Below are 24,923 nucleotides of genomic sequence, written 5' to 3' on the forward strand. Positions count from 1 at the left end.
ACGCGCCCAGGTGGGCGGCACGGCCGTCACGGTGCTGTTGCAGCCAGGCGACAACTGGATGCTGCATGTCGCGGCAGAGCAGATCCAGCCGGGCGATGTCGTTGTCGCGGCCTGCACGACGGACAACACGGACGGTTATTTCGGCGACCTGCTCGCGACGAGCTTCAAGGCGCGCGGTGCGCGCGCGCTGATCATCGACGGCGGCGTGCGCGATGTCCGCGTTCTCGCTGATATGCAGTTCCCTGTCTGGAGTAAGGCGATTTCTTCGAAGGGGACGGTCAAGGCAACGCTGGGTTCAGTCAACATCCCGGTTGTGTGCGCAGGTGCACTCGTGATGGCGGGCGATGTGATTGTTGCCGATATGGATGGCGTCGCGGTCGTGCCGTCTGCGATGGCTATGGAGACGCTCGAAAAGGCCGGGGCGCGCGAAGCGAACGAAGCACAGAAACGTGACACGCTTGCGTCGGGAGTGTTGGGGCTTGATATGTACAAGATGCGCGAGCCGCTGCGGCAGGCTGGACTACGTTACATCGATTGAAGAGGACATTGAGGATGCTCGTTGACAAATCTACGCGAGAACCGATTCGGGGAATCTCCTCAATGGCTATGCGCGACGTGCTCGCTCAGCTAGCGCAGGAGTACGCGGGAACGACGGGACAGCACGTTGAAATCGAATCGGTTGGTGGTGTCACGGCGGCGCGGCGTGTCGAAAGCGGTGAGGCGTTCGACATCGTTGTGCTAGCCGCTGATGCTATTGATCGCCTCGATACTGCCGGGAGAATCGTTTCGGGCAGCCGTGTCGAGCTCGCGCGGTCAGGCGTCGCAGTGGCTGTGGCAGCGGGTAAGCCGCGTCCATCGATTGGCAGTGAAGCAGAGCTACGCGACGCGATTCTCTCCGCACGAAGCATAGGGTATTCAACTGGACCCAGTGGCGCACATCTCATCCAGCTTTTCGAGCGGTGGGGAATCACCAGGGATATCCAGGAGCGTATCGTGCAGGCGCCGACAGGAGTTCCAGTGGGCGCGCTGGTAGCGCGCGGGGAAGTCGAGCTGGGCTTCCAGCAACTGAGCGAACTTTGGAACCAGCCTGGAATCGATGTGATCGGACCACTGCCCGATGAGATCCAGGTCATTACAGTATTCTCAGCTGCCATCTGTGCGACGTGCACACGCTTGGTAGCCGCACGCGCATTGCTCTCATTTCTGACATCGCGAGAGGCTGAATTCGCCAAGCGTGCTCACGGAATGGCACCGGCATGATGGGAGCGGTGCAGTGAGGCACGAACCGGAAAGCAGTCGTGGCTGCGGCGATTGAGACCGATATCTGGGGGGTGGTTCGGTCCAACACAACGCTGGATTGTGGCTCTGATGGTAGGAAAGCGACGGAAGAGCCACAGCCGCGCTGCTTTCGTTTCTGAGGTCGCCGAGATTGACTCCGACAAGCTTGCTTATGGGATGACGCCTGCGTGACCCAAATGTCGGATCGCGGCGCAGCCCGAGTCCGTACGCCAACCCGTCATCCGTTCGCTACGCTGACGAGCCGATGGCTGAATTCGCCCGTCCAGCGCTTGACGGTGCCCGTGTCGATGTCGAACAGATCGAGCACGCGCCCGAGCGTGTGATCGATCATGGATTCGAGACTGTCCGGCCGTGCGTAAAACGCGGGCACGGGCGGATAGATAATCGCGCCTGCTTCCGTTACGGACGTCATGTTGCGCAAATGTCCAAGATGCAGCGGTGTTTCGCGCGCCATCAGAACGACCCGCTTACGCTCCTTCAGCATGACGTCCGCGGCGCGCGACAACAAAGAGCCTGTGTTGCCCGTCGCGATCTCCGCAAGCGTCTTCATCGAGCAAGGCGCGACGATCATGCCGTCCACACGAAACGAACCGCTCGAAATGGCGGCGCCGATATCGGCATTCGGATAGTGCTCGTGAGCGAGCGCCTGTACGTCGGCCGTGCGCAAATCCGTTTCGTACGCGAGTGTCATCTGCGCTGAGCGGCTCATGACGAGATGCGATTCGACGTTCAGCTCTCGCAGCATCTCGAGCAGCCGCACGCCATAGATGACGCCTGAGGCGCCGCTGATTCCCACCACGATACGTTTGCGTCGTTCCATGTCCATCGTCTCTCGTTGAACCGAAGTGCCCGCGATGCATTGTTTCGCGTCGCGATGAATCGGATGTCACGCGTCCGCATGAAGAATCCTTCGCACCTCAGATGGCATACGGCTACGTGAAGGTTGCATGACGCAGGCGGGACGCTTCAAACGAAATCTGTTCATGCGTGGCATGAAGTCTTTTCATTGTCTGCACCCGGATGTGGCGCGCGACGCCACGCCGTGCCGCGGATGAAATCCGTTCATGACGCACATGAGAAATCACCGTTTGCGAGGGAGGGCGTTCTGGCTCAGTCTGCGCTCACAGTCCCGCATGTCAGGCCGCGAGACTCGACGAGCAACGTCTGCCGAACAGCAGTATCTGTCTGCCGCCGTGCTGCCCGGACACGTCATGTCGAAGCGACGTTGCTCGACTCACACCCATGCAATCCGACAGGCGAATCCATGAGGCTGGCCGGTTTGCGATGCATTCCTTTGATCATTCACCGGACAACCATGAAAAATTTCCCTTCCTTCCAGACACATTTGCAGGCCTTGGAAGAAAAAGGCCTCGTCGTCCATGTACATCGCGAGATCAACAAGGACACCGAGCTTCATCCGCTCGTGCGTTGGCAGTTGCGCGGCGGCATTCCCGAATCGGATCGCAAGGCGTTCGTATTCCATAACGTCGTCGACAGCAAGGGACGCCGGTACGAGCTGCCCGTCGTCGTGGGCGCGCTGTCGATCAACCGGGAGGTGTACTCGATCGGCATGGGCGTGCCCGTCGACGCGATCGGCAAAAAGTGGCAGCAGGCGAAGGGCAATCCGATCGCGCCCGTTGTCGTCGACGAAGCGCCGTGCCAGGAGGTGTGCTTCATCGGCGACGATCTCGATGTCGATGGACAAGGGCTCGAACACTTGCCGATTCCCATTTCCACGCCGGGTTTCGACAATGCGCCGTACACGACCTGTTCACAGTACATCTCGGTCGACCCGGAAAACGGTATTCAGAACATGGGCACATATCGCGGGCAGATCAAGGGCAAGCGTCGGGTCGGCTGCAACCCTTCTATCGAAATGGGGCAGGGCATCTATCAGCATTGGCTCAAGTACAAGGCGATGGGCAAACCGATGCCCGCCGCGCTCGTGATCGGCGGGCATCCTGCCGTGTCGTTCTGTTCGGTGCAGAAACTGCCTATCGATGTGGACGAGCTCGGCGTTGCGGGCGCGATTCTGGGCGAGCCGCTGCGCGTCGTGAAGTGCAAGACGAACGATCTGCTCGTGCCCGCCGACGCTGAGATCGTCATCGAAGGCTTCGTGCCGACGGATACGCTAGAACCGGAGGGTCCGTTCGGTGAGTCGCACGGGCACGTGAACCTTCAGGAATTCAACCCGTATATGAACGTCACGGCGATCACGCGCCGCAAGAATGCACATCTTGTGTCGATCATCAGCCAGGTCACGCCGAGCGAAAGCTCGCTGGTCAAGAAGGTGGCATTCGAGCCGCTGTTCCTCGATCACCTGAGGAACTCGCTGCGTATCGCGAGCGTTGAGAAGGTCGTGATGCACGAACCGCTCACGAATCTGCGCAAGCTCGTGATCGTCGTATTCAGCGAGAAGGCGACCGAAACGGAGATCTGGCGCGCACTGATGGGCGCCGCATCGATGCAGCCGGCCGTCGGCAAGCTCGTCGTCGCCGTCAGCAACGACATCAACCCCGAGAACAGCGACGCCATCTTCTGGTCGATGAGCTACCGGATGAATGCAATCAAGGACGTGCAGATCCTGCATGGCCGCGACACGGGGCATGGTCCGCGAACGTCGGGTGCGCAGCGCGGCGACGACGCAGTGGACGGCGTGATCCTGATGAATGCGACGCGCAAGGAAAAACTGCCGCCGCTGTCGTTGCCGACGAGGCCCTACATGGAGAACGCCAAGGCCATCTGGGAAGAGCTTGGCTTGCCGGCGCTGCGTCCCGAATGGCCGTGGTACGGCGTCTCGATGGGTGACTGGGACGAACGCAACGAAGCGATGGCGCAACGCGCGGTGAAGAGCGAGTACTTCAAGACGGGTGAAGAGCAGACGCGTCAGCGTGTCGGGCCCGAATGGATCAACAAGGACTCGGACTGGTACTTCGCGGAGAAGAAGGACATGTAAGCAGCCGTCGAAAACGGCCACACCACAGCAGCAACGGAGCGTCTCGCGCGATGGTTCACGGTTTGCCGTCAGTAAACGGCAGAACGCTGGACCGCGGTTCAAGCGGGACGCTCTCGCACATCCACGGTGGACGACGCGGGAAGCGTCATATCCCGCACGTCCTGCCACATGAATAGAACGACATTGATGGAGGAGATATGCACGAAAAAGGAGGAGCAGTTTCCATAGCGCGCGTGAGCAGGCTCAAGCGTTCGCTGACGGCGTTGACCTTGCTTGGTATTTCGGGCGGCGCCGTTCATGCCCAGAGCAGCGTCACGTTGTACGGTTCCCTCGACGGCGGCTTGCGCAATCTCGTGAACGGAACCAAAGCGGGCGGTGCGGCGTTGACGATGGCTTCGAACGGCGTCTACAACTCGAACCGCTGGGGCTTCGAGGGGAAGGAGGACATCGGCGGCGGCTACTACGTTCGCTTCAATCTCGAAGCGGGCTATGTGCTGTCGACGGGCGCGAACAACAATACGAACAACCAGCTTTTCCAGCGGACATCGACAGTGGGGTTCGGCGGTCCATTCGGCCAGATCGACATGGGGCGTCAGTTCACGCTGCAGCACTTTCTGATCAAGGACTTCGAGCCGTTCGACTTCCATTACCTGAGCATCACCGAATCGACAGCCGTTTCGGGCGGCAACACGGGACGCGACGACAATGACATCAACTATCGCGGTATCTTCGGCCCGTGGGTGATTCGCGGCGAGTACGCGCTCGGGGGTGTGCCTGGGAGCGCCGCGCACGGCTCGACGCTGGCGGGCGGCCTGAACTATCGCACGAAGCTGATCAAGCTGGGCGCAGGCTACACGCACAAATCCAACCCGCTATCGGCGACGTCGAGCCAGTACTTCGGCAACGACCAGTACACGGCAGGCGGCACGGTGACAGTGGGCCCCGTCGACGTGATGGCGGGGTATTCCCTCAATCTGCAGGACGTGCCGGCCAACGTGCACAGCATGACACGCAATCAGTATCTGTGGGGCGGCGTGCGGTATCAGATGACGCCCTTCTTCAACGTGACGGCGGCGTATTACGACAACAAGAACAAGACGAATGGCGTCGATGGCCGCAAGGATGTCGCGATACTCGGGATCAGTTATCTGCTGTCGAAACGGACTGAGCTGTATGCGGATATCGACTATACGCATTTCACGGGCGTGTACGTGACGAACGCGACGCTCAACCCGTCGCAGCACGAGAAGCAGACAGGCGTATCGTTCGGCATCAACCACTGGTTCTAGTCGTGCGCAGGCGCGTCGGAGCGGTTTCCCGCCGCTCTCGACGCGCCTGTCTGTTTGTGTGGATGTTTGAGTCCTGATGCTGGTATCCGCGCAAGCGAGGATTCGTCACGGATGCCAGCCGACCTGAAAAACAGAAACGTTGCAGACGACGGGATATCAATGATCGTCCAGCGACCCTTGAGCATTGAAGTGTGCACGAATCGTCTTTGTGTAGTGAAGGAAGGCCGGCGTCGCCATCACCTCCAGCGGCCTCGGACGAGGTAGATCGATATCGTAGATGGCCGCGATCGAGCCGGGCCGCTCCGACATCACCAGCACCCGATCCGACAGAAATACCGCTTCGGGAATGCTATGCGTGATCAGCAGCACGGTCTTCTTTGATTCGAGCCAGATACGCTGCAATTCCATGTTCATGTTTTCTCGCGTCATCGCATCGAGCGCGCCGAATGGCTCGTCCATCAACAGCACCGAGGGGTCATGCAGCAGCGCGCGGCAGATCGAAACCCGCTGCTGCATGCCGCCCGAAAGTTGCCACGGGTACTTCTCCTCGAACCCCATCAGCCCCGCCATGCCGATCAGGTTCATCGCCTTCTCGCGTGCTTCGCGTTTCGGCATATGGCGCATTTCGGCTTGCAGAAGGATGTTGTCGATCACATTGCGCCACGCGAGCAGCACGGCGCTCTGAAACACGATGCCGACGTTCTTCTGCGGCCCGCGAATCGGCTGTCCCGACAGCGTCATCGTTCCGGACGAAATCCCTTCGAGCCCCGCGACCATCTTCAGTAAAGTGCTCTTGCCGCATCCCGATGGTCCCACGATCGACACGAACTCCTGCTCGCGGATGTCGAAATCGAGCGGCCTGAGTGCCTGCATCATGCCCTGCGCGCTACGGTAGCTCTTCGTTACGCCGCGCAACTCGATCAGCGGTTTCGACGGCGCGTGAGCGGGCGATCGGTAATGCTTTTCATCAAGCTTCAGTACGGTGGTCATAGCGGTGCCGGATTCAGATGAACGGATAGAGAAGGGCGCGGTGTTTCAAGCGCTGCTCAGGGCACGAATGCACTCGTGTAGTACTTTGCGGGCACATTCGCCGACGGATCGAGCTTGCTGTATTGCACGATCGCGGCAACGGAATCGTCGATGTTCTTCGTGCTGACGTGGAAAATGGGCGCCTGCTCGGTTTCAGGCGTGCGATAGAACGGAATCGTCGCCTTGAGCGTGCGGATCATCGTGTCGCGCGAGCCGGCTGCAGGCAGCGTCTTCAGCAACGCGTCGACGGCGGCGGCCGGGTCTTTCTCGCTCTCGTTCACGGCCTTTGCGGTCGCGCGCATGAAGCGTTTGAGCAGGTCGGCGTTGTCCTTGATCATGTCGTCGCGCGCGATGATGCTGAGTGTCGCGACGTTGACCTTGTAGTCGGCGAACAGAATCGCGCGCGCGGGTTTCTTCGTCGCCTGCTCGACGGAGATCAGCGGAATGGTCGCGAAGCCGACGAGCAGATCGGCCTGGCCGGTGATGACGGCGTTGATGGTTGTCTGCGGATTGCCGGTGATGGTCTTGAAGTCCGAATCCTTGAGACCGACCTTGTTCATGAACATCGTCCATAGCTGCGACGATGCATCGCCCGGCGCGACGGCTACGGTTTTGCCCTTGATGTCCTGCGGCGTCTTGATGTTCTTCTCTGCAAGACCGACCACGGAGGTCGGGTTCTCCTGCATCAGCACGCCGATCGCCTTGACGGGTGCGCCCATCGCGGCGATCTTCACCATCGTGCTGAAATCGGCGTAGCCGATGTCGACGTTATGCGTCGCGACAGCCTGCACGGTCGGCCCCGAACCGTGTCCTTCCATCAGCTTCAGATCGATTCCCTCTGCGTCGTAATAGCCTTTCATCTTGCCGAGATAGAACGGTGCCACGGCGCCATTGACCGTGTAGTTGAGCATCATCGTCAGCGAGTCTTTTGCATGGCTCGCGGTACTGCCGCAACAACAGATCGCAGCGATACTCAACGTGGCTGCCATGCGCGATAACCTTCTGGACTTCATGTCGTCTCCTGGGTGGTTTTAATTGGGTAGTCGATGCACGCCGCGCATCGCGCATGTCACGCGCGCCCGAGTGCGCGTGCGCGGTGCGACGCATGCCACGGAATCGCGATGCGTTCCAGCATGTCGATCACGACGAAAAGCAGCGCGCCGATTACCGACAGCACCACGAGCGCGGAGAAGATCAGCGGCTGGTCGAAGTTGCCGTTGGCACGCTGCAAAACGAAGCCAAGTCCCGAGTTCGCACCGACGAACTCGCCGACCACGGCGCCCACCACGGCCAGCTTGATCGACACTTTCATGCTGGAGAAGATCGACGGCAACGCGTGCGGCAGGCTGATCTTGAAGAACGTCTTCAGCGGTGAACTGCCCATCGACTTCGCGAGATCGATCAGGTCTTTTTCTACTGACTTGAAGCCCATCACCGTCGATACGACGACGGGAAAGAAGCCGAGCAGGAACGCGACCAGCACGCGCGGAAAGAGTCCGAAGCCGAACCAGACCACGAAGAGCGGCGCGATTGCGACTTTCGGAATGCTCTGCGAGAACACGACAAGTGGATACAGATAGCTCTCGATCAGCGGCGACGCGGCAACCAGCATCGCGATCGGCACGCCGATCAGCACCGACAGCGCAAACCCACCGAGCGTCGCGTAGAGCGTCGGCAGCGACTCTTGCAGGAGCATCGACCATTGCACGGCGATCTGACGCATGATCGCTTCGGGTGTCGGTACGAGGTAAGGCGGAATCTTGAAGATTCGGATCACGAGGTCCCACGCGACGAGCATCGCTACGATCAGCAGCAGCGGACGGACCCACTGCGAGTTGAGCATTTTCCTGGTGAAGTTCACGGCATTCGACCTTTCTGGTTGAGAGGCTGGAAACGGACCGCGGGTTCGGCGAGAGGCCTCGCGTGTCGCGGCAGCGCGTGCGAGCGGGAAGCGGCGGCGCAGGCAGGCGCGGCGCGTGGACACGGAGCGGCACGCTCTGGCAGCAAGATTGAAGGCGAGCCAGGCGACGGGCAAACGCTAATTGTTCATGCCGCATATGAGAGAAATTCATCCGCCATCGCACACACCGGATGCGCGCGGAACGTTGCGCATGACCTAGAACGCCCGTTCGCAGCCAATGAATAGTTTTCATGCGTTGCATGAAAGATCGTCGTTTGCCGCACTACCGGCTAGCCAGCAATATCCGTCTGCGGGCTCGGAGAGCCTGGCTCGAAGCCATTGCCGACAGCATTCGATAGCACCTCATTCGATAGAACCCGATAGAACCCGATAGCCAGCGGAGTACGCAATGAATCAACCGGGCAGTCCCGATGTCGTTTCGTCCCACGTCACCGTGCGAGACGGCACGCGCATCGGCTACAACCTCTATGGCGGAAAAGAGAACACGGTACGCGTCGTCCTCTTGCATTCGCTCGCGATGGATCGTCACTTCTGGACTCCCGTCGTCGAGCGGCTGATGCCGCGCGCTTCCGTTCTTGCAATCGATGCGCGCGGCCACGGTGCATCGGACAAGCCGGCCGGCCCCTACACGGTGTCGCTGTTCGCGCAGGACGTGTACGACGTGGTGCGCGCGACGGACTTTCGCAATGTGCTGATCGCGGGCGCGTCGATGGGCGGCTGTGCTGCACTGGAGTTCGCCGCAACCTTTCCTGATGCGATCGCCGCAGGTCTGATCGATACGACCGCGTGGTACGGCGAGACCGCGCCGCAAGAGTGGAACGCGCGCGCTGAAAAGGCTGAAGCGGGCGGCCTCGCGCCACTCGTCGAATTCCAGACGACGCGCTGGTTCAGCGATGCGTTCCGCGCCGAACGTCCCGACATCGTGCAGCGTTGCGTCGATACGTTCCTGCGCAACGAAGTCGCGCCATTTGCCGCGACGGGCCGCATGCTTGGCGCGTTCGACGGACGCGCGCTGATGCGACAAGTGAAGGTGCCGACGTGCGTGATCGTCGGCGAAGAAGACTACGCGGCGACGCCCGCGATGGCGCGCGCACTGCACGAAGGCATTACCGCTTCGACGTTCGTGGAGATTCCGAAAGCGCGGCACCTCACGCCGCTGGAGACCCCGGATATCGTGGCCCGCGAGCTGCATGCGCTGCTCGATCGCGCGGGTTGCGCGCGTTAGGCCCATTCAGAAACAAGGAGTGCATCAGATGATTCCGTTTGAGCTCGCCAGACCACGGTCGCTCAAAGAGGCGATTGCGCTGCTCGATCCGGAAGACCCGGATATTCGCCCGATGGGCGGCGGCACGGCGGTGATGTTGATGATGAAGGCGGGCGTGCTGCGGCCGACACGCCTCGTCAGCCTGCGCGATGTCGAGCCGCAGTATGCGCAGATTCGCGTCGGCGCAAGCGGAGAGCTGCATATCGGCGGGCTTACGCGTCTTGCGACACTCGAACATTCGCCGCTCGTGAAGGAAGGCTGGCCGCTGCTGTCGCGCACGTTGCGTACGCTGTCGAACGTGCGGGTGCGCAACGTTGCGACGATCGGCGGCAACCTCGGCCATGCCGATCCGCACATGGACATGCCGCCCGTGCTCACGTCGCTCGGCGCAAGCGTGACGATCACCGGCCCGAAGGGCGAGCGGACAGTGCTCGTCGAAGAACTTTGCACAGGCTATTACGAAACGGTGCTGGCCCGCGACGAACTGATCTCCGAAGTGATCGTGCCGCCGCAGGCAGGACGTCCTGCCGCCTATATGAAGGTCACGACGCGCGCGGCGCACGACTGGCCCGCGTTGGGTGTCGCTGTCGTGCTGGATATGAAAGGTCGGCAGATCGGCAGCGCGAGCGTGATCGTCGGCGCGGCGACGGATCGTCCGACTCGGCTCACGCAAGCTGAAGCGCTGCTGCGCGGCGCCTCGCCCGACGATGCAGCACTCCTGCGCGACGCGGGCGAAGCCGGTGCTGCGCAGCTCGATATCGTCGGCGACCCTCATGGCTCGGCGAGCTACAAGAAGCAACTGCTGAAGGTCTATCTGGGCCGCGCGGTACGCACGGCGATCGCTGCCGCTGATGGACGCGCTGCCCCATTCGAGGGTGATGCCTGATGAAAATCGAAACGACGCTGGAAGAACAGCCAGCACAAAAACAGGTGGGCCGCGCATTGAACCGGCTGGAAGCGCGCTCGAAGGTGACGGGCCGCGCGGAGTACATCCACAATCTCGTGCTGCCGCGCATGCTGTACGGCAAGATCTTTCGCAGCACGGTGGCGCACGGCAGGATCATCAGCATCGACACGAGCGCCGCACGCGAGCTGGAAGGGGTGTTCGCCGTCTATACGGGTGAGGATGTCAGGAAGGTGATTCCCGAGCCGTATTTCGGGCCGGCCTTTCACGACCAGCCGATTCTCGCACTGGAGAAAGTGCGTTATATCGGCGAGCCGGTGGCCGTCGTGCTCGCCGCCGATCCGCATGTCGCCGAAGAAGCGACGCATCTGATCATGGCAGAGTATGAAGAACTGCCCGCCGTGTTCAACGAAGTCGAGGCCGCGCAATCGGATATCCTCGTGCACGAATTTCTGCGCCCGGCGGGTACGTTTCCGGACCTCAAGCATCTGGCGGGACGCAAGGGCACCAATGTCGCGCTCGACTTCCAGTTGCGGCGCGGCGACGTGGATGCCGTCTTCGCCAACGCGGCACACGTGTTCGAGGACACCTTCACGACGCAGCAGGTCATGCACACGCCGCTCGAACCGATGGTGTCGCTAGCGGAGCCCGACCTCGGCTCGGGAACGTTGACGGTGCACACGGCGTCGCAAAGTCCGTCGTTCGTGCGCATCGAGATTGCGCGCCTGCTCGGCTGGGACGAAAACCGCGTGCGCGTGAAGTCGGCATTGCTCGGCGGCGGATTCGGCGCGAAGCTTTACATCAAGCTCGAAGCGCTCGTCGTCGCGCTCGCGTTGCTGTCGCGGCGCGCGGTAAAAGTGTCGCTGACGATGGAAGAGCAGTTCTTCACGATCACCAAGCACGCCACCACGTTCCGCATGAAGACGGCCGTGAACGAAGAAGGCCGCATCACCGCGCGCAAGTGCGAAGTGTGGTGGAACGGCGGCGCCTATGCGGATATCGGGCCGCGCGTCACGCAGAAATCCGGCTTCACCGCTTCAGGTCCGTACGATATCGAGAACGTGTGGATCGATTCGTATCAGGTCTACACGAATCTCCCGCCAGCTGGCGCATTTCGCGGCTTCGGCATTCCGCAAATGGTGTGGGCGTACGAGAGTCATGCGGACATGATCTCCCGCGCGCTGAGCATCGATCCGCTCGAATTCCGCAGGCGCAATATTTTGCGCGAAGGCCGTCCGCACGCGACAGGCACGCCGATGCACGACGCCGCGCTCGACCTCGTGCTCGAACGCGTCGCGCAGCGAATGAACTGGACAGCGCCATTCGAGCGCGGTACGGGCACGCTGCGGCGTGGACGCGGTATCGGCATCGGCTTCAAGGCGCTGGTCGCGCCTACCACTTCCGTCGCGATGGTGAGCATTGCGGGAGACGGCAGTTGCACGGTGTATTCGAGCACGGTCGACATGGGCCAGGCATCGGAGACAGCGATCGCCCTGATGGCGGGTGACGTGCTCGGCATTCCCGCCGAGCGCATCAAGGTGATGCGCCCCGACACCGACGTGACGCCTTATGACATGGCGACGCTCGGCTCGCGCTCCACGTTTCATATGGGCCACGCCGTGCGTCTCGCTGCCGAGGACGCGAACCGCAAGCTACTGGAGCTCGCGAACGAGCTGGGCGTGCCGCCTGTGCCCGCGATCCGCGCGAGCGAACTGCTGCGCCGCAAGTACGGCATGCAGGCGGGCAATATCGTCGGCATCGGCAGTTTCATTCCCAGTTACAAGTCGCCCGAGCATGAGACCGGGCAGTCGGAAAACATCACGCCGAACTGGATGGTGGGCGGCTGCGGCGTCGAAGTCGAAGTGGATACGGAGACGGGACACTTCAGGCTGCTGCGCTTCGAGAACGTCGTGGATTGCGGCACGCCGATCAACCCGAAGGTCGTCGATACGCAGATTTCCGGCGCAGCGATCATGCAGCTCGGCATCACGCTGTTCGAGCGAATGGAGTTCGACGAAGTCGGGCAATTGCGCAATGCGTCGTTTGCCGAGTACAAGATTCCGGGTATCCACGACATTCCGCCCACGATCGGCCGCGAAACGGTGGATTCCGTGCAGAACAACGGACCGTTCGGCGCAAAGGGCGTCGGCGAAAGCGCGACGTTCGGCGTCGCGTCGGCGATTGCCGATGCAATCGAAGATGCTGTCGGCGTGCGACTCAAGTCGCTGCCGTTGACGCCCGAGAGCGTCTACCGTGCACTTTGCGCCGCGCGCAATGAACCGTTATCCGAGGAATAGATCCATGAGCGCCACTTCCATCACGATTCATTTCACCCTGAACGGCGAACACGTGAGCGCCGAGATCGAGCCGCATCATACGATTCTCGAAGTGCTGCGCCAGCAGTTCGCGCTTTACGGCGCTCGCGAAAGCTGCGGACAGGGCCTGTGCGGCTGCTGCACGGTGATCGTCAACGGCGAGAGCGTGTCGGGCTGCCTGTACCTCGCGGCGATGGCCGACGGCGGCGAAGTCAGCACGGTCGAACACCTCGACGCGAGCGGCGAACTCGACGTCGTGCAGCGGGCCTTCATTGAATGCGGCGCGTTCCAGTGCGGCTTCTGCACATCGGGCTTCATCCTGATGAGCCGCCAGTTGCTCGACCGCAATCCCGATCCGACGGAAGCCGAAATCAGGCATTTCCTTTCGGGGAACCTCTGCCGCTGCGCGGCGTACCCCGAGATCATCGAGGCTGTGAAGCTCGCTGCGAGGATGCGCAGGTCGGAGGGCGCTGTGCCCGCGTAAATTCCAGGCGGCACGCGCGTCGGAAGAAGAACGCGCGACAACAAGGAGACAGTCGATGCAGCAACCTCTGGAGGAGAGGTCCGGCATGCGCGTGCAGTCACGCGACGCCGATGCGGACGTCGTGTGGTATCGCTCGATCAGCCGCACGCAGTGGAGCGCGCTTGCCGCATCCAATCTCGGCTGGTTCTTCGACGGCTATGAGACCTATGCGCTCGTTCTCACCGTGGGCGTCGCGCTCGGGCAGTTGCTGGAGCCGTCCGCACATGCGCAGATTCCGTTCTACGCAGGGCTCGTGATCGCGCTGACGCTGCTGGGCTGGGGCCTCGGCGGCCTGGTCGGCGGCATATTGACCGACTATGTCGGCCGCAAGCGGATGATGATGCTCGCCATACTGGCGTACTCGCTCACGACAGGACTGAGCGCGTTGTCGTGGGACTGGGCGTCGTTCGCGGCGCTGCGCTTCGTCGTCGGTCTGGCGATGGGTTCGGAATGGGCGACGGGCACGGCAATGACAGCCGAAATCTGGCCCGACCGTCATCGCGGCAAAGGCGCGGGACTCATGCAATGCGGGCTCGGCACAGGCTTCTTCGTCGCGTCGCTTATCTGGCTCTTCGTAAGCGGAATGGGCGAGCACGCGTGGCGCTATATGTATCTGATCGGCGTGCTGCCTGGGCTCGCGACGTTGTGGATGCGCGCGGGCATCCCCGAATCGGAGCAATGGCAGCGCGTGAACGCGCGGCGCAAGGCGACGCTCGAACGCAAGAAGGCGGGCGCGGTGCTCGACGACGGCGAACAGGCGCTCGCGCGCTTCACGCTGACCGAACTGCTCGCCGATCCGAAGCTACGCCGTCGCACGTGGATCGCGGTACTGATGTCGCTCAGCACGACGCTGGGCTGGTGGGGCATCTCGACGTGGGTGCCGCCGTATATCGGCGCCGTCGCGGCGCGCGCCGGCCTGCATGCAGCGCAATGGGCGAGCTTCGCGGGGATGGCCTACAACGTCGGCGCGATCGCCGGTTATATCGGCCTCGGCTTTCTCGCCGATGCCTACGGCCGCAAGCGCGTCACCGCGCTGTTCTTCGCGGCGGCTTTCATCATCACGCCCGTGCTTTTCATGTGGACTCACGATGTCGCGTTGCTGCTCGCGGTCGCGTGCGTGTCGGGCTTCTTCAGTCTCGGCCAGTACACGTGGATGCCGACGTGGCTGCCCGAACTCTATCCCACGCGCGTGCGCGGCACTGCCATCGCACTGTGCTTCAACGTTCCGCGTTTTCTCGCGTGGACGGGGCCGCTCGTCGCCGGCACGCTGATCGCCCGCTTCGGCGGATATGGTCATGCGGCCGTCACGGTCGGCTTCATCTATCTCGCCGGTCTCGTGCTCGTGCCGTGGCTGCCGGAAACGCGCGGCAAACCCTTACCCGAACAGGTCTAACCATGAACTTCATCTTTACCGGGAAGGCGCCGTCCCCCGGTGGTCACTATTCGCAGGCGGTGCAGGCGGGCGGATTCACGTTCGTCTCGGGCATGCTTCCCGGGCCCGGCGTCGCCACAGACGGCACCGACAACTTCGAACGCCAGGTGCGCGCGACGCTCGCACACTGTACCAACGTGCTCGCGGAAGCAGGCTGCGAACTGACGGATGTCGTGCAGTGCACCGCGTATATCGTCGACGTGAAGAACTGGCCGGAATTCAACCGTCTGTACGCGGAGCACTTCGGCGCGCACAAGCCCGCGCGCGCGGTCGTGCCCGTTCCGGAACTGCATCATGGCTTTCTCGTCGAGTTGCAGATGGTGGCGTACCACGCCGCCTGAGCTCGCCGGCTTCAGGAGAAGACGATGGACAGCATCGACGTGACCGTGCTGCATCACGCGGTCGACTGGCTCAAGGCGGGACGCCGTGTCGTGCTGGTGACGGTGACGCGCACATGGGGTTCGAGCCCGCGCCCCGTCGGCGCGCTGCTCGCCATGCGCGACGACGGCGTGGTGAGCGGCTCGGTCTCCGGCGGCTGTATCGAAGACGATCTGATGGCGCGAGCCCGCGCGCAACTTCTTGCGGGCGAGCGGCCCGAAGTCGCGACCTACGGCGTCAGCGCCGAGGAAGCGCGGCGTTTCGGTCTGCCATGCGGCGGCACGATGCAACTCGTGATCGAACCGCTGGCTGGCGATGCTTCGCTGATGGCAATGATCGAACTGCTCGATCAGATCGCGGACGGCAATCTGATTGCGCGCGAACTGGATCTGGCAACCGGCCGCACGCGGCTGCGGCGCGCATCGCCCGACGAGCAGTTGCGCTTCGACGGCAAGACGCTGGTGAGCGTGCATGGTCCGCGCTATCGGCTGCTGATCATCGGTGCGGGCGATCTGTCGCGCTTCCTGGCCGTCATCGCGAGCGGTCTCGGTTATCAGGTGACCGTTTGCGATCCGCGCGAGGAATACGCCGATGCATGGCCGATGCCGGACGTGCGCATCGTGCGGACGATGCCCGACGATACGGTGCTGGACATGCGCCTCGACGGGCACAGCGCCGTCGTTGCGTTGACCCACGACCCGAAGCTCGACGATCTCGCGCTGATCGATGCGCTGCAGACCGACGCGTTCTATGTGGCGGCCATCGGCTCGCGCCGCAACAGCGACGCGCGGCGCGAACGGCTCAGGCTGTTCGATCTGAGCGACACGCAGCTCGCGCGGCTGCATGGACCCGCGGGCATCTATATCGGCAGCAGGACGCCGCCTGAAATCGCGGTGTCGATTGCCGCGGAAATGACGGCCGCGAAGAACGGCGTGAGACTGCCGCACGCGCTGGAGGTGGCGCAGGGAAAGCGCGAGCAGGAACCGGACGCGGTGTGCCCTGTGGCGCTGGCCGGGTGAATTGCGACTGGCGGAACGCGTCTACTCGCACCCCGGCTCGGACATGTTGCGCCGCGAATTGACGATCTGCCACCACTGCTGACGCAGCGCATCGCGCAAGATCTTGCCGCGTGCGTTGCGCGGCAGCGCCTGGATCGCGAAGATATCCTTGGGCACCTTTTCGCGCGCGAGGTGCTCACGGCAATGCGCGAGCAACGCGGCGGCGTCCGGCGCGGTGCCCGGCTGCGGGACCACGAAGCACACGGTTTCCTGTCCGTACAACGGGTCCGGCACGCCCAGTGCCGCGACGTCCTGAATCTGCGGATGCGAGCGCATCACCTCTTCGATTTCCTGCGGGACGATCTTGACGCCGCCGCGAATAATGAGGTCGTCCATGCGTGCCGCCATCCGCACGAAGCCTTGTGCATCGCGCGCGGCGATATCGCGCGTGAACAGCGGCGTGCCGCGTATCGGCAGCAGCGAACCGTCCCGTTGCAGCACGCCCAGCGCGAGCTTTGCGCCGTCGACTACGACCTGGCCTTCGACATCGGGGCCGCACGACACGCCTTCAGGGTCGATGATGTCGAACGTGATGTGCGCCGCCGGATAGCCGACCGTGCCTACCTTGCGACGATTCAATCGGTTGCCGCACATCCATCCCGCTTCCGACGATCCATACAGATTCACGATGCGGATGCCGTACAGCTGTTCGAATCGTCGCCATTGAACGGGCGAGAGCGGCGCCGTGCTGCATGTCATGGCGCGCAACGATGCGAATGTGCCGGCGGGCACGTCGAGTGGCGCTTCGAGCAGCATGTTGAGCACCGTCGGCACGCCAGCACACACCGTGATCCGATGATCGCGAATCCAGTCGCCGAAGCGGCTGCGCGAGAAGCGCCGCGCGATGCACAGCGTCGAGCCGAGTTGCAGGAACGGAATGAAGCTCAGTATCTGCGCCGAATACCAGTCGAACGAACGGTACTCGAGCATGCGGTCGTCGCGATTCAGGCCGAGCAGATCGATGCTGTCGAGTCCGTTGAGCCAGTAGCACGCGTGGTCGTACACGACAATTTTCGGAACGCCCGTCGTGCCTGATGTGCAGCACATCGACGCGATATCGCTGGCCTCGGATATCGTCGCGCCGTCGGGCAGCGGCTGTGCGTCGTCGGGTTGTACTTCGTGAGGTTCTGCGGCGAGGGTAATCGCGTCGCTGCCGGGGTTCGCGTTCATGCGATCCCCGAACGCCCATGAAGCAAAGCGCACGACAGATGCATTCACGTCCGCTGCGGCCGTATCGGGCGCGTCTTCGGGAATCACGACGAGCTTCGGCTGGATCGTGTCGAGCAGCTTGCGCGCCGTCTCGTTGCCGACGAAGAGCACGTCGAGCGGACACACGATCGCACCAAGACGCCATGCGCCGAGCCACAGCAGCAGCTTGTCGGGGGCTTCGCAATCGGCGAGCACGATACGCGCGCCTTTGGTGATGCCGCGCCGCGCGAATTGCCGGGCGATTGCGTCGACGGAATGCGCAAGCTGTTCGAAGGTCATGCTGACGCGACGGTCGACATCCACGATCGCGGGCTTGCCGGGGGTTTTCCGCCGATGCTGTTCGATCAGAGCCGCAACGGAGCGCCAGGTCGGCTCGGCTACGGGATGTCGGGCGCTCGACATGAACTCAGCAAGGCTCCGGCACCGAGGGCGCCGTGACGCGACGTGCCGCCGCTGTGCCATCAGCGGCACCGTTTTCGCCGAGGCGCGCGAGCGCCCATTCGCGGAACAGTTCGACCTTCTTCGTGCGTGCCTTGTCGTTGGGTGACGAGACGAAATACGCGGAACTGGAAGGCACACGCACATCGAACGGCGCGACGAGCTTGCCGCTTGCCAGATCGCTGTTGACGAGCGGCGTGCGGCCGATCGCAATGCCGACGCCGTCGACAGCCGCAGCCAGCGATGTCAGTTGCAGGTGAAACACTGACTCGCCCGCGAACTCGACGGGCTCGCGCACCGCGGCTTCGAGCCACGCCGGCCAGTCGTCCTGATACATCGAATAGAAGTAGGTGCGAATCTGCCGCATGCGTGCGAGACCTTCCGCGACCGAGCCGAACTTGCCCGCTTCTGCGAGGATGGCGGGCGAGCACACGGGAAAGAACTCCTCGCCGTGCAGACGGTCCGAACGCGCCGATGCCCAGCGTCCGGAACCGTAACGGATCGCGACGTCGTAGCTGTTGCGGTCGAACTCGTTGAACGTGGAGCTGGTGGCCACGTGCACTGTGATGTCCGGGTACGCGCGCTGGAATTCGGGCAGCGCGGGAATCAGGCATTTGACCGCGTACGTGGGCAGACAGGTGACCGTGAGGACCGTGCTCGGCTTTTTCTTGCGCGCATGTGCGGTCGCGAGGGACAACAGATTGATTGCCTCGTGCACGGAATCCAGATACTCGCGTGCCGCAGGGGTCAACGTCAGGACATTGCGGCGTCGCACGAACAGCTTCACCTCGAGGCGTTCCTCGAGCGTCTTGATCTGATGACTGATCGCCGTTTGCGTCAGCTCGAGTTCCTGTGCTGCACGGGTGAAGCTGAGATGTCGCGATGCCGCCTCGAACGCGAGCAAGCTCTGCAGAGAGGGTATGTAGGGTCTCATCTAGATGTCAGCGCAACGCAAGTCACCTGGTAACGGATTGTAGCGGGTTTCATCCACGCGCTCCGACGCTCTGCGCGGTGATGCAAGGCCACGTGGCGGCCCAGGTCGAAAGCCGGCGGATGCACGGATGATCGACCCGTTATGACCCTCGCGGAAATGAAACTTTTTCATGCCGGACATGAGAAAAGTTAGTTTGCGCGTGCCGAAAGCGCTCGGGCACTCTTGGTCCAGCCGAACGAAGCGTCCTCCATCGGCGTGCATGAATCAATTGTTACAAACCCGGAACATCGAGTGTTCAACGGCACGGCAATGGTCAGCTCTGCGCGCGTGTGGGAAACGCACCCCGGCAGCGCAAGGACAACAAGAAGCGATGCGCGGTAGGCGCCGCTGATCGCGGAAGGGGAGAAGAACGATGGACATCGATGTGCTGGAAAATCCGTTTCTTGCCAGCCTCGGCATGACGCGTACCGATTGGCGCGAAGGCTATGCGGAGTTTTGCCTCGACCTGCAGCCGGAATTGCTGAATCGTCAGCGCGTGCTGCAGGGCGGTGTGGTCGCCACGTTACTCGATGCAGCATGCGGATACTCGGGACTGTATAGCGCCGACCCGCAACGTCCCATTCACGGCGTCACGCTGTCGTTGACGCTGAACTTCCTCGACAAGGGCGTGGGCACGACGCTGATCGGTAAAGGCTTTGTCGAACGGAAGGGCCGATCGATATTCTTCGCGCGCGGCGAAGCATGGATCGATTCGAAAACGCTGATCGCCACGGCGCAAGGCACGTTCAAATACGCGGGCGGATATGGACGACGCGAACCGTCGAACGCGCGTGGCGGCGAACTCGACTGACTTGCCGCGTCGCATGAATCCTTCTCATCCGTGACATGAACGATGGTCGTTTGCACGGCGTAAGGCGTTGCTTCATTGTTGCAGTACGAGAACAACCACCTTGCTTGGAATCAGAGCAAGACTCTGCTCGACAGGAGACATACGACGTGACACAGAGTTCGAACACACATTCGCTGGATCTGCGTGCATGGTTAGATGAGGCGCGCGCGCTCGGCGAACTGACCGACGTATCGGGCGCCGAATGGAACCTGGAACTGGGCGCGATCAGCGAACTGAACGTGAAGAAGGAGCGGCCCGCCGCGCTGCTTTTCGACGATATTCCTGGCTACCCGAAGGGACATCGCGTGCTGACGTGCAGCACCGCAAGTCCGGTGCGGCTTTCCTCGATCCTGCGCGTCGGACATCAGGCGAGTCATCGCGCGCTCGTGGAGACGCTGCGCGGCAAGCCGAAGCAATGGCAGGCGCACGCGCCCGAGTACGCACCCGTGACGGCTTCAGGCGGTCCGGTGTTCGACAACATCCAGTCCGGCGCCGAGGTCGATCTGTTCTCGTTTCCCGCGCCGCTGTGGCACGAGAAAGACGGAGGACGCTACATCGGCACGGGCTGCATGGTCGTGACGAAGGACCTCGACTCCGACTGGATCAACGTCGGCACCTATCGCGTGATGATTCACGACAGGAACCACGTCGGCCTGGACATGATTCCGGGTAAGCACGGCGCGATCCAGTACGACAAGCACATGAAAGCGGGCAAGCCGTTCCCGGTTGCGATCGTGATCGGCTGCGATCCCCTCGGCTATCTGATTTCAGGCATCGAAGTGCCGTTCGGCATGTGCGAGTACAACTACATCGGCGCGATATTGAAGCAGCCTGTTTCCGTGGTGAAGGGGCAGTTGACGGATCTGCCGTTTCCGTCCGCATCGGAGATCGTGATCGAGGGCCATGCGCATCCCGGCGACGTCAGGATCGAAGGACCGTTCGGCGAGTTTCACGGCTATTACCCGGGCAAGGCTGAGACCGCGCCCGTCGTGACGATCGAGCGCATTTACTACCGTAACAACCCGATCATCATGGGCAGCCCGCCCGCCAAGCCGCCGAACGACTATTCGTATTCGAAGGCGGTGATGCGCTCGGCGCTGCTCGTCGATGCGCTGCAAGCGGCGGGCGTGCCGGACGTCGCCGGCGTGTGGGCACATGAAATCGGCGGCGCACGCATGTTCAACGTTGTGGCGATCCGTCAGCGCTACGCAGGCCACGCGCGCCAGGCGGGACACATTCTCAGCCAGTGCGGCGTCGGCGCTTATATGTCGCGCTATTCGATCGTGGTCGACGACGATATCGATCCTGCCAATCTTCAGGAAGTGATGTGGGCCGTTGCAACACGCACCGATCCCGACATCGATATCGACATCGTCAAGCGCGGGATGGGTTCGAAGAACGATCCGATGTCGATTGCAAACCCGTACAAGGCGCCGTTCAACTCGAAGGCGGTCATCGACGCATGCCGTCCGTTCGATTTTCTGCACGAGTTTCCGCAAGTCGCGGAGGCCAGCAAGGAGTTGCAGGAAAAGACGCGCGCGAAATGGGAACACATTCTCGGCTGACGCTGAACGAAGCGACATATAGCGGCATAAAGCGGCGCGGCCACGCACCGGATACACATCATGCAAGCCGTTGTCTTTTGTAGCGCGCTGGATTGCGCGCTTTGATGGCGGCCGACAAGGAGAGTTGCACATGGAACTGACAGGCGAACAGATTCTGCCGCTGCCGCGCGAGCGCGTATGGGCTGCGTTGAACGATCCGGAGATTCTCAAGGCGTCGGTGCCGGGATGCGAATCGTTGGAACGCGTCGACGACAACCAGTTTCAGATGGTGATGGCCGCGACAGTCGGCCCGATCAAGGCGCGCTTCAAGGGCAAGATGATGCTGACCGACCTGCAGCCGCCGCAATCGTATTCGATGACATTCGAAGGGTCGGGTGGCGCGGCCGGGTTCGGCAAGGGCGGGGCGCATGTCGATCTGCTGGCGGACGGTGGCGGCGGCACGCGTCTCGTGTACCGGTCGCACGCACAGGTCGGCGGTCGTCTCGCACAGGTCGGCGCGCGCCTGATCGACGGTGTCGCGCGAAAGATGGCCGAAGACTTCTTTGGCCGCTTCACGGCGGCCGTCGTCGGCCCGCAGGTGCAGGGAGCGCGCGATAACGGCGCGATGGCATCCGATGCCGTATCGGACGGCCCGACCACGCATGCGGCTCCCGACGCGACGCAGCACACGTCTGCGCAAAGATCCCAGGGCGCGAGCAGCAAGACCCTGACCTGGGCGTTGTGCCTCGTGGTCGTCATCGCGCTGGTCGCCGTGTACGCGATGCACTGACCAGAACGACGGGGAGAGGAGACGACAATGCAAGAAAGCAATGCGCTGCATGGCGCGGTGAGGCAGGAAGCCGCGCAGAATGCGGCCGCTCATGCCACGGCAGACGCGGCGAAGGCGGCACTGATCCGGCGCATCGAGAGCGTGCCGTTCTCGCGATGGCATACGAAGGCTCGCATCATCATCGGTAGCGCGACGTTCTTCGACGCATTCGACGCGTTGTCGATCGCTTTCGTGCTGCCCGTGCTGATCGGCCTGTGGCATATCGAACCGCTCGAAATCGGCGTGCTGATCGGTGCGAGCTACATCGGGCAATTCGTCGGTGCGCTGATCTTCGGCTGGTATGCGGAGCGGCGTGGGCGGATTCGCAGTGCGACCATCGCGATTGCGATCATGTCCGTGATGAGCATGGGCTGCGCGATGAGCGGCAGTTTCGCGATGCTGCTCGCGTGCCGCTTCGTGCAGGGCATTGGCGTCGGCGGAGAGATGCCCGTCGCTGCGACATACATCAGCGAACTATCGAACGCGCACGGGCGCGGCAAGTACTTTCTGTTGTACGAGCTGATCTTCCCCGTTGGACTGATGGCGACGGGGCAGGTTGGCGCGTGGCTCGTCCCTGTCATTGGGTGGAAGGTCATGTTCTGGATCGGCGCGGTGCCCGGCCTCGCGGTCGCGTTGCTCGTGTCGCGCTTGCCGGAATCGCCGCGCTGGCTGATTTCGAAAGGGCGTCTAGCGGAAGCGGAAACGGTCGTCACGGATATGGAAGCGAGCACCGATCGCCGCATCGCACCGAGTCAGAGAAAGCAGCCGGAGAACGCCACCGTGAATGCGCGCGCCGGCTGGCGCGAACTGCTGTCGCCGTTCTATCGCGGCCGCACGCTCGTCGTGTGGGCGCTGTGGGCGAGCGCGTTTTTCATTGCGAACAGCCTGAACAACTGGTTGCCCACGCTGTACCGGTCGCTCTATCACCTGCCGTTGCAGACGGCGCTGCGCGCTGCATCGATGACGAATGTCGCGCAGGTCGCGTTGCTGCTCGTCTGCGCGTATGTGATCGATCGCGTGGGGCGCCGGAACTGGACAGTGGCGGCTTTCTGTCTCGCAGCAGTCCTTTTCGCATGCCTTGGTCTCTTCGGCGCGCATGACGTATGGAGTGCAATGGTACTTGGCACGCTCAGCTATGGACTCGTCGGCTCAATCGCGGCCGTGCTCTATCTGTATACGCCCGAGGTCTATCCGACCCGAATGCGCGCGACCAGCACCGGGCTCGCGACGTCGTGGCTGCGGCTGGCATCCGCCGTCGGGCCATCGCTCGCCGGGTTGCTGCTGCACAAGCGCGGCATCGCTTCCGTGTTCGTGATGTTCGCGATGGTGGCCGTGTTTGGCGCGCTCTGCGCAATGAAGATGACGGAGACCCGCGAGCGAAGCCTGGAAGAAATTGCACCTTAGGCAAACGATCCGGTTTTTCAGCATTCTTTCCTGCAAGGAGCAGGACGAAACAGCGAGCATGAATTGAACGTGAGACGCGCAAACGCGTCTGTCATCGACTGTAACGAGTTGCGCTTCGCAGTTGCGTCGCGTGTGGCACTTCGTACCCGTTTCTGGGGGTAAGATAGGGTTTACGCTAAAGCCCTATTGGAGGCCCCCATGAAACTCATTGCGAATGCTGCGGCGCTTTCCGCAGCCTTGTTGTTGCCGCTTGCCGCGTCTGCGCAATCAACGGCGCCGCTCACCCGCGAACAGGTCCGGCAGCAGGTCATCGAAATAGAGAATGCGGGCTATAACCCGTCGACGTCAGATTCCACTGCTTATCCCGAGAATATCCAGGCAGCGCAGCGACGTCTCGATGCGCTCAAGGCGCGTGACGGCTACGGCGGTGTCGCCACGACTTCAGTCAGTTCCGGCTCGGGGCGGAAGTTCTATCAGGGCGATGACTCTCAGTAAAACATGGTTCGTGACGAGTCCATGCCGTGCCCAAGGATCCAGTTCTTCACACAGCATCTCGGTCACGAACCAGCGCGTCGTTTGCGGTGCATCGGGTGATGAAGATCCACGACACCGCGTTCAGCTCTGTCGTGATAGCGTGCGCAAGGCCCAGGCAAGTCAGGTTCTTGCGCCATTCGGGCCAATCGTCCGCGCTATGCATGGTGCGTGCATGAGCAATTGGGCAGAGACCGCCGTGGTCGCTGTCACATCATGCAGTTTCACTCGATAGCCAATCAGTCCACATAGCGCAATCCGAGCGTGCGCAACGGCTCGCGCATCTGATACATATCGAGTCCAAGGACCCCCGAAGCGAGCTTGGCACGCTTGTCCGCTTCGCTGGCCTCGCGCGACAATGCCTTTTCCAGCACTTGCAGCGCCGAAGCTGCCGGCACTGCGACGACGCCATCGTCATCCGCCACGATGACATCCCCAGGATTGACGATCGCGCCTGCGCACACAACCGGGATGTTGACCGAGCCCAGCGTCGCCTTCACCGTCCCCTTCGAAGAAATCGCCTTGCTCCAGACCGGGAACTGCATATCGGCGAGAACGCGGACATCGCGCACGCCGCCGTCGATGATCAGCGCGCGCGCACCGCGAGCCTTGAAGCTCGTCGCGAGCAGGTCGCCGAAGAAGCCGTCCGTGTTGTCCGTCGTGCAGGCCGCGACAACAACATCGCCCGGCTGGATCTGTTCTGCCGCAACATGCAGCATCCAGTTGTCGCCCGGTTGCAGCAGTACCGTGACGGCCGTGCCGCCCACCTGGGCGCGG

At 62.3% G+C, this 24,923-nt stretch carries 23 protein-coding genes; 16 read left to right on the plus strand and 7 right to left on the minus strand.

The genetic code is table 11. The features are described from left to right. Together ligK (VSR68_RS41565) and VSR68_RS41570 are read left to right on the plus strand one after the other, a co-directional pair. A partial coding sequence (ligK, locus tag VSR68_RS41565) for a 4-carboxy-4-hydroxy-2-oxoadipate aldolase/oxaloacetate decarboxylase (RefSeq protein WP_342945226.1) occupies positions 1 to 538 on the plus strand: 538 nt, incomplete at its 5' end. 62 nt (positions 539 to 600) lie between these two features. Next, the gene (locus VSR68_RS41570) at positions 601 to 1,260 is read left to right on the plus strand and encodes a substrate-binding domain-containing protein (RefSeq protein WP_342945227.1); all 660 of its coding nucleotides are present in this window, start codon (positions 601 to 603) and stop codon (positions 1,258 to 1,260) included. Between the two features lie 256 nt (positions 1,261 to 1,516). On the opposite strand, the gene VSR68_RS41575 is transcribed toward VSR68_RS41570, so the two are convergent. After that, a complete protein-coding gene (locus VSR68_RS41575) occupies positions 1,517 to 2,119 on the minus strand; it encodes a UbiX family flavin prenyltransferase (protein WP_342945228.1) in 603 nt (200 codons plus the stop codon). A 495-nt stretch (positions 2,120 to 2,614) separates the two neighbouring features. Between VSR68_RS41575 and VSR68_RS41580 the strand changes: the two genes are divergently transcribed. Both VSR68_RS41580 and VSR68_RS41585 read left to right on the plus strand, forming a co-directional pair. After that, positions 2,615 to 4,255 carry a UbiD family decarboxylase gene (locus tag VSR68_RS41580; RefSeq protein WP_342945229.1) on the plus strand — a complete coding sequence of 547 codons (1,641 nt, stop codon included), beginning with the start codon at positions 2,615 to 2,617 and terminating at the stop codon, positions 4,253 to 4,255. A 233-nt stretch (positions 4,256 to 4,488) separates the two neighbouring features. Beyond that, on the plus strand, positions 4,489 to 5,544 hold the full coding sequence (locus VSR68_RS41585; RefSeq protein WP_342945230.1) for a porin: 1,056 nt from the start codon (positions 4,489 to 4,491) through the stop codon (positions 5,542 to 5,544). Positions 5,545 to 5,700: 156 nt separating this feature from the next. Here VSR68_RS41585 and VSR68_RS41590 read toward each other — a convergent pair whose 3' ends face one another. From VSR68_RS41590 to VSR68_RS41600, 3 genes are read right to left on the minus strand one after another with little or no spacing between them, the layout of a single operon-like run. Continuing rightward, on the minus strand, positions 5,701 to 6,534 hold the full coding sequence (locus VSR68_RS41590) for an ABC transporter ATP-binding protein (protein WP_342945231.1): 834 nt from the start codon (positions 6,532 to 6,534) through the stop codon (positions 5,701 to 5,703). 56 nt (positions 6,535 to 6,590) lie between these two features. Continuing rightward, entirely contained in the window at positions 6,591 to 7,586 is a 996-nt protein-coding gene (locus VSR68_RS41595; RefSeq protein ID WP_342945232.1) for an ABC transporter substrate-binding protein, read from the minus strand. 56 nt (positions 7,587 to 7,642) lie between these two features. After that, a complete protein-coding gene (locus tag VSR68_RS41600) occupies positions 7,643 to 8,434 on the minus strand; it encodes an ABC transporter permease (protein WP_342945233.1) in 792 nt (263 codons plus the stop codon). Between the two features lie 448 nt (positions 8,435 to 8,882). On the opposite strand from VSR68_RS41600, the gene VSR68_RS41605 reads away from it, so the two are divergent. From VSR68_RS41605 to VSR68_RS41635, 7 genes are read left to right on the plus strand one after another with little or no spacing between them, the layout of a single operon-like run. After that, positions 8,883 to 9,719, plus strand: a complete 837-nt coding sequence (locus VSR68_RS41605; RefSeq protein WP_342945234.1) for an alpha/beta fold hydrolase — start codon at positions 8,883 to 8,885, stop codon at positions 9,717 to 9,719. A gap of 28 nt (positions 9,720 to 9,747) precedes the next feature. After that, the gene (locus VSR68_RS41610) at positions 9,748 to 10,644 is read left to right on the plus strand and encodes a xanthine dehydrogenase family protein subunit M (RefSeq protein WP_342945235.1); all 897 of its coding nucleotides are present in this window, start codon (positions 9,748 to 9,750) and stop codon (positions 10,642 to 10,644) included. Beyond that, positions 10,644 to 12,959, plus strand: coding sequence for a xanthine dehydrogenase family protein molybdopterin-binding subunit (locus tag VSR68_RS41615; protein ID WP_342945236.1), 2,316 nt, complete (start codon positions 10,644 to 10,646; stop codon positions 12,957 to 12,959). Before VSR68_RS41610 ends, VSR68_RS41615 begins: the two co-directional genes overlap by 1 nt. A 4-nt stretch (positions 12,960 to 12,963) precedes the next feature. Continuing rightward, positions 12,964 to 13,461, plus strand: coding sequence for a (2Fe-2S)-binding protein (locus VSR68_RS41620; RefSeq protein ID WP_342945237.1), 498 nt, complete (start codon positions 12,964 to 12,966; stop codon positions 13,459 to 13,461). Between the two features lie 55 nt (positions 13,462 to 13,516). Next, positions 13,517 to 14,893: an MFS transporter gene (locus VSR68_RS41625; protein WP_342945238.1), complete on the plus strand. Its 1,377-nt coding sequence runs from the start codon at positions 13,517 to 13,519 to the stop codon at positions 14,891 to 14,893. A 2-nt stretch (positions 14,894 to 14,895) separates the two neighbouring features. Continuing rightward, on the plus strand, positions 14,896 to 15,273 hold the full coding sequence (locus VSR68_RS41630) for a RidA family protein (RefSeq protein ID WP_342945239.1): 378 nt from the start codon (positions 14,896 to 14,898) through the stop codon (positions 15,271 to 15,273). 24 nt (positions 15,274 to 15,297) lie between these two features. After that, a complete protein-coding gene (locus VSR68_RS41635) occupies positions 15,298 to 16,329 on the plus strand; it encodes an XdhC family protein (RefSeq protein ID WP_342945240.1) in 1,032 nt (343 codons plus the stop codon). 21 nt (positions 16,330 to 16,350) lie between these two features. Here the strand turns inward: VSR68_RS41635 and VSR68_RS41640 are convergent, their stop codons facing one another. Next, positions 16,351 to 17,979, minus strand: coding sequence for a class I adenylate-forming enzyme family protein (locus tag VSR68_RS41640; protein ID WP_342945241.1), 1,629 nt, complete (start codon positions 17,977 to 17,979; stop codon positions 16,351 to 16,353). Between the two features lie 4 nt (positions 17,980 to 17,983). Next, positions 17,984 to 18,949: a LysR substrate-binding domain-containing protein gene (locus tag VSR68_RS41645; protein ID WP_342945242.1), complete on the minus strand. Its 966-nt coding sequence runs from the start codon at positions 18,947 to 18,949 to the stop codon at positions 17,984 to 17,986. A 412-nt stretch (positions 18,950 to 19,361) separates the two neighbouring features. Between VSR68_RS41645 and VSR68_RS41650 the strand changes: the two genes are divergently transcribed. From VSR68_RS41650 to VSR68_RS41670, 5 genes are all read left to right on the plus strand, one after another. Then, complete coding sequence (locus tag VSR68_RS41650; protein ID WP_342945243.1) at positions 19,362 to 19,799, plus strand: PaaI family thioesterase; 438 nt, start codon at positions 19,362 to 19,364, stop codon at positions 19,797 to 19,799. A 146-nt stretch (positions 19,800 to 19,945) separates the two neighbouring features. Continuing rightward, on the plus strand, positions 19,946 to 21,403 hold the full coding sequence (locus VSR68_RS41655) for a UbiD family decarboxylase (RefSeq protein WP_342945244.1): 1,458 nt from the start codon (positions 19,946 to 19,948) through the stop codon (positions 21,401 to 21,403). 130 nt (positions 21,404 to 21,533) lie between these two features. Beyond that, positions 21,534 to 22,172, plus strand: coding sequence for a carbon monoxide dehydrogenase subunit G (locus VSR68_RS41660; protein WP_342945245.1), 639 nt, complete (start codon positions 21,534 to 21,536; stop codon positions 22,170 to 22,172). Between the two features lie 27 nt (positions 22,173 to 22,199). After that, positions 22,200 to 23,615 carry an MFS transporter gene (locus VSR68_RS41665; RefSeq protein WP_342945246.1) on the plus strand — a complete coding sequence of 472 codons (1,416 nt, stop codon included), beginning with the start codon at positions 22,200 to 22,202 and terminating at the stop codon, positions 23,613 to 23,615. 198 nt (positions 23,616 to 23,813) lie between these two features. Next, positions 23,814 to 24,110 carry a DUF4148 domain-containing protein gene (locus VSR68_RS41670; protein WP_342945247.1) on the plus strand — a complete coding sequence of 99 codons (297 nt, stop codon included), beginning with the start codon at positions 23,814 to 23,816 and terminating at the stop codon, positions 24,108 to 24,110. Positions 24,111 to 24,385: 275 nt separating this feature from the next. On the opposite strand, the gene ligK (VSR68_RS41675) is transcribed toward VSR68_RS41670, so the two are convergent. Next, on the minus strand, positions 24,386 to 24,923 hold a 538-nt coding region (gene ligK / locus VSR68_RS41675), incomplete at its 5' end, for a 4-carboxy-4-hydroxy-2-oxoadipate aldolase/oxaloacetate decarboxylase (RefSeq protein ID WP_342945248.1).

The organism is Paraburkholderia phymatum (genome assembly GCF_038900715.1).
Lineage (GTDB): Bacteria > Pseudomonadota > Gammaproteobacteria > Burkholderiales > Burkholderiaceae > Paraburkholderia > Paraburkholderia phymatum_A.

Coding starts and splice junctions, on each gene's coding strand:
- VSR68_RS41570 (WP_342945227.1), top strand. CDS start 601: ATGGCTATGCGCGACGTGCTCGCTCAGCTAGCGCAGGAGTACGCGGGA.
- VSR68_RS41575 (WP_342945228.1), bottom strand. CDS start 2,119: ATGGAACGACGCAAACGTATCGTGGTGGGAATCAGCGGCGCCTCAGGC.
- VSR68_RS41580 (WP_342945229.1), top strand. CDS start 2,615: ATGAAAAATTTCCCTTCCTTCCAGACACATTTGCAGGCCTTGGAAGAA.
- VSR68_RS41590 (WP_342945231.1), bottom strand. CDS start 6,534: ATGACCACCGTACTGAAGCTTGATGAAAAGCATTACCGATCGCCCGCT.
- VSR68_RS41595 (WP_342945232.1), bottom strand. CDS start 7,586: ATGAAGTCCAGAAGGTTATCGCGCATGGCAGCCACGTTGAGTATCGCT.
- VSR68_RS41605 (WP_342945234.1), top strand. CDS start 8,883: ATGAATCAACCGGGCAGTCCCGATGTCGTTTCGTCCCACGTCACCGTG.
- VSR68_RS41610 (WP_342945235.1), top strand. CDS start 9,748: ATGATTCCGTTTGAGCTCGCCAGACCACGGTCGCTCAAAGAGGCGATT.
- VSR68_RS41615 (WP_342945236.1), top strand. CDS start 10,644: ATGAAAATCGAAACGACGCTGGAAGAACAGCCAGCACAAAAACAGGTG.
- VSR68_RS41620 (WP_342945237.1), top strand. CDS start 12,964: ATGAGCGCCACTTCCATCACGATTCATTTCACCCTGAACGGCGAACAC.
- VSR68_RS41625 (WP_342945238.1), top strand. CDS start 13,517: ATGCAGCAACCTCTGGAGGAGAGGTCCGGCATGCGCGTGCAGTCACGC.
- VSR68_RS41630 (WP_342945239.1), top strand. CDS start 14,896: ATGAACTTCATCTTTACCGGGAAGGCGCCGTCCCCCGGTGGTCACTAT.
- VSR68_RS41635 (WP_342945240.1), top strand. CDS start 15,298: ATGGACAGCATCGACGTGACCGTGCTGCATCACGCGGTCGACTGGCTC.
- VSR68_RS41640 (WP_342945241.1), bottom strand. CDS start 17,979: ATGTCGAGCGCCCGACATCCCGTAGCCGAGCCGACCTGGCGCTCCGTT.
- VSR68_RS41645 (WP_342945242.1), bottom strand. CDS start 18,949: ATGAGACCCTACATACCCTCTCTGCAGAGCTTGCTCGCGTTCGAGGCG.
- VSR68_RS41650 (WP_342945243.1), top strand. CDS start 19,362: ATGGACATCGATGTGCTGGAAAATCCGTTTCTTGCCAGCCTCGGCATG.
- VSR68_RS41660 (WP_342945245.1), top strand. CDS start 21,534: ATGGAACTGACAGGCGAACAGATTCTGCCGCTGCCGCGCGAGCGCGTA.
- VSR68_RS41665 (WP_342945246.1), top strand. CDS start 22,200: ATGCAAGAAAGCAATGCGCTGCATGGCGCGGTGAGGCAGGAAGCCGCG.
- VSR68_RS41670 (WP_342945247.1), top strand. CDS start 23,814: ATGAAACTCATTGCGAATGCTGCGGCGCTTTCCGCAGCCTTGTTGTTG.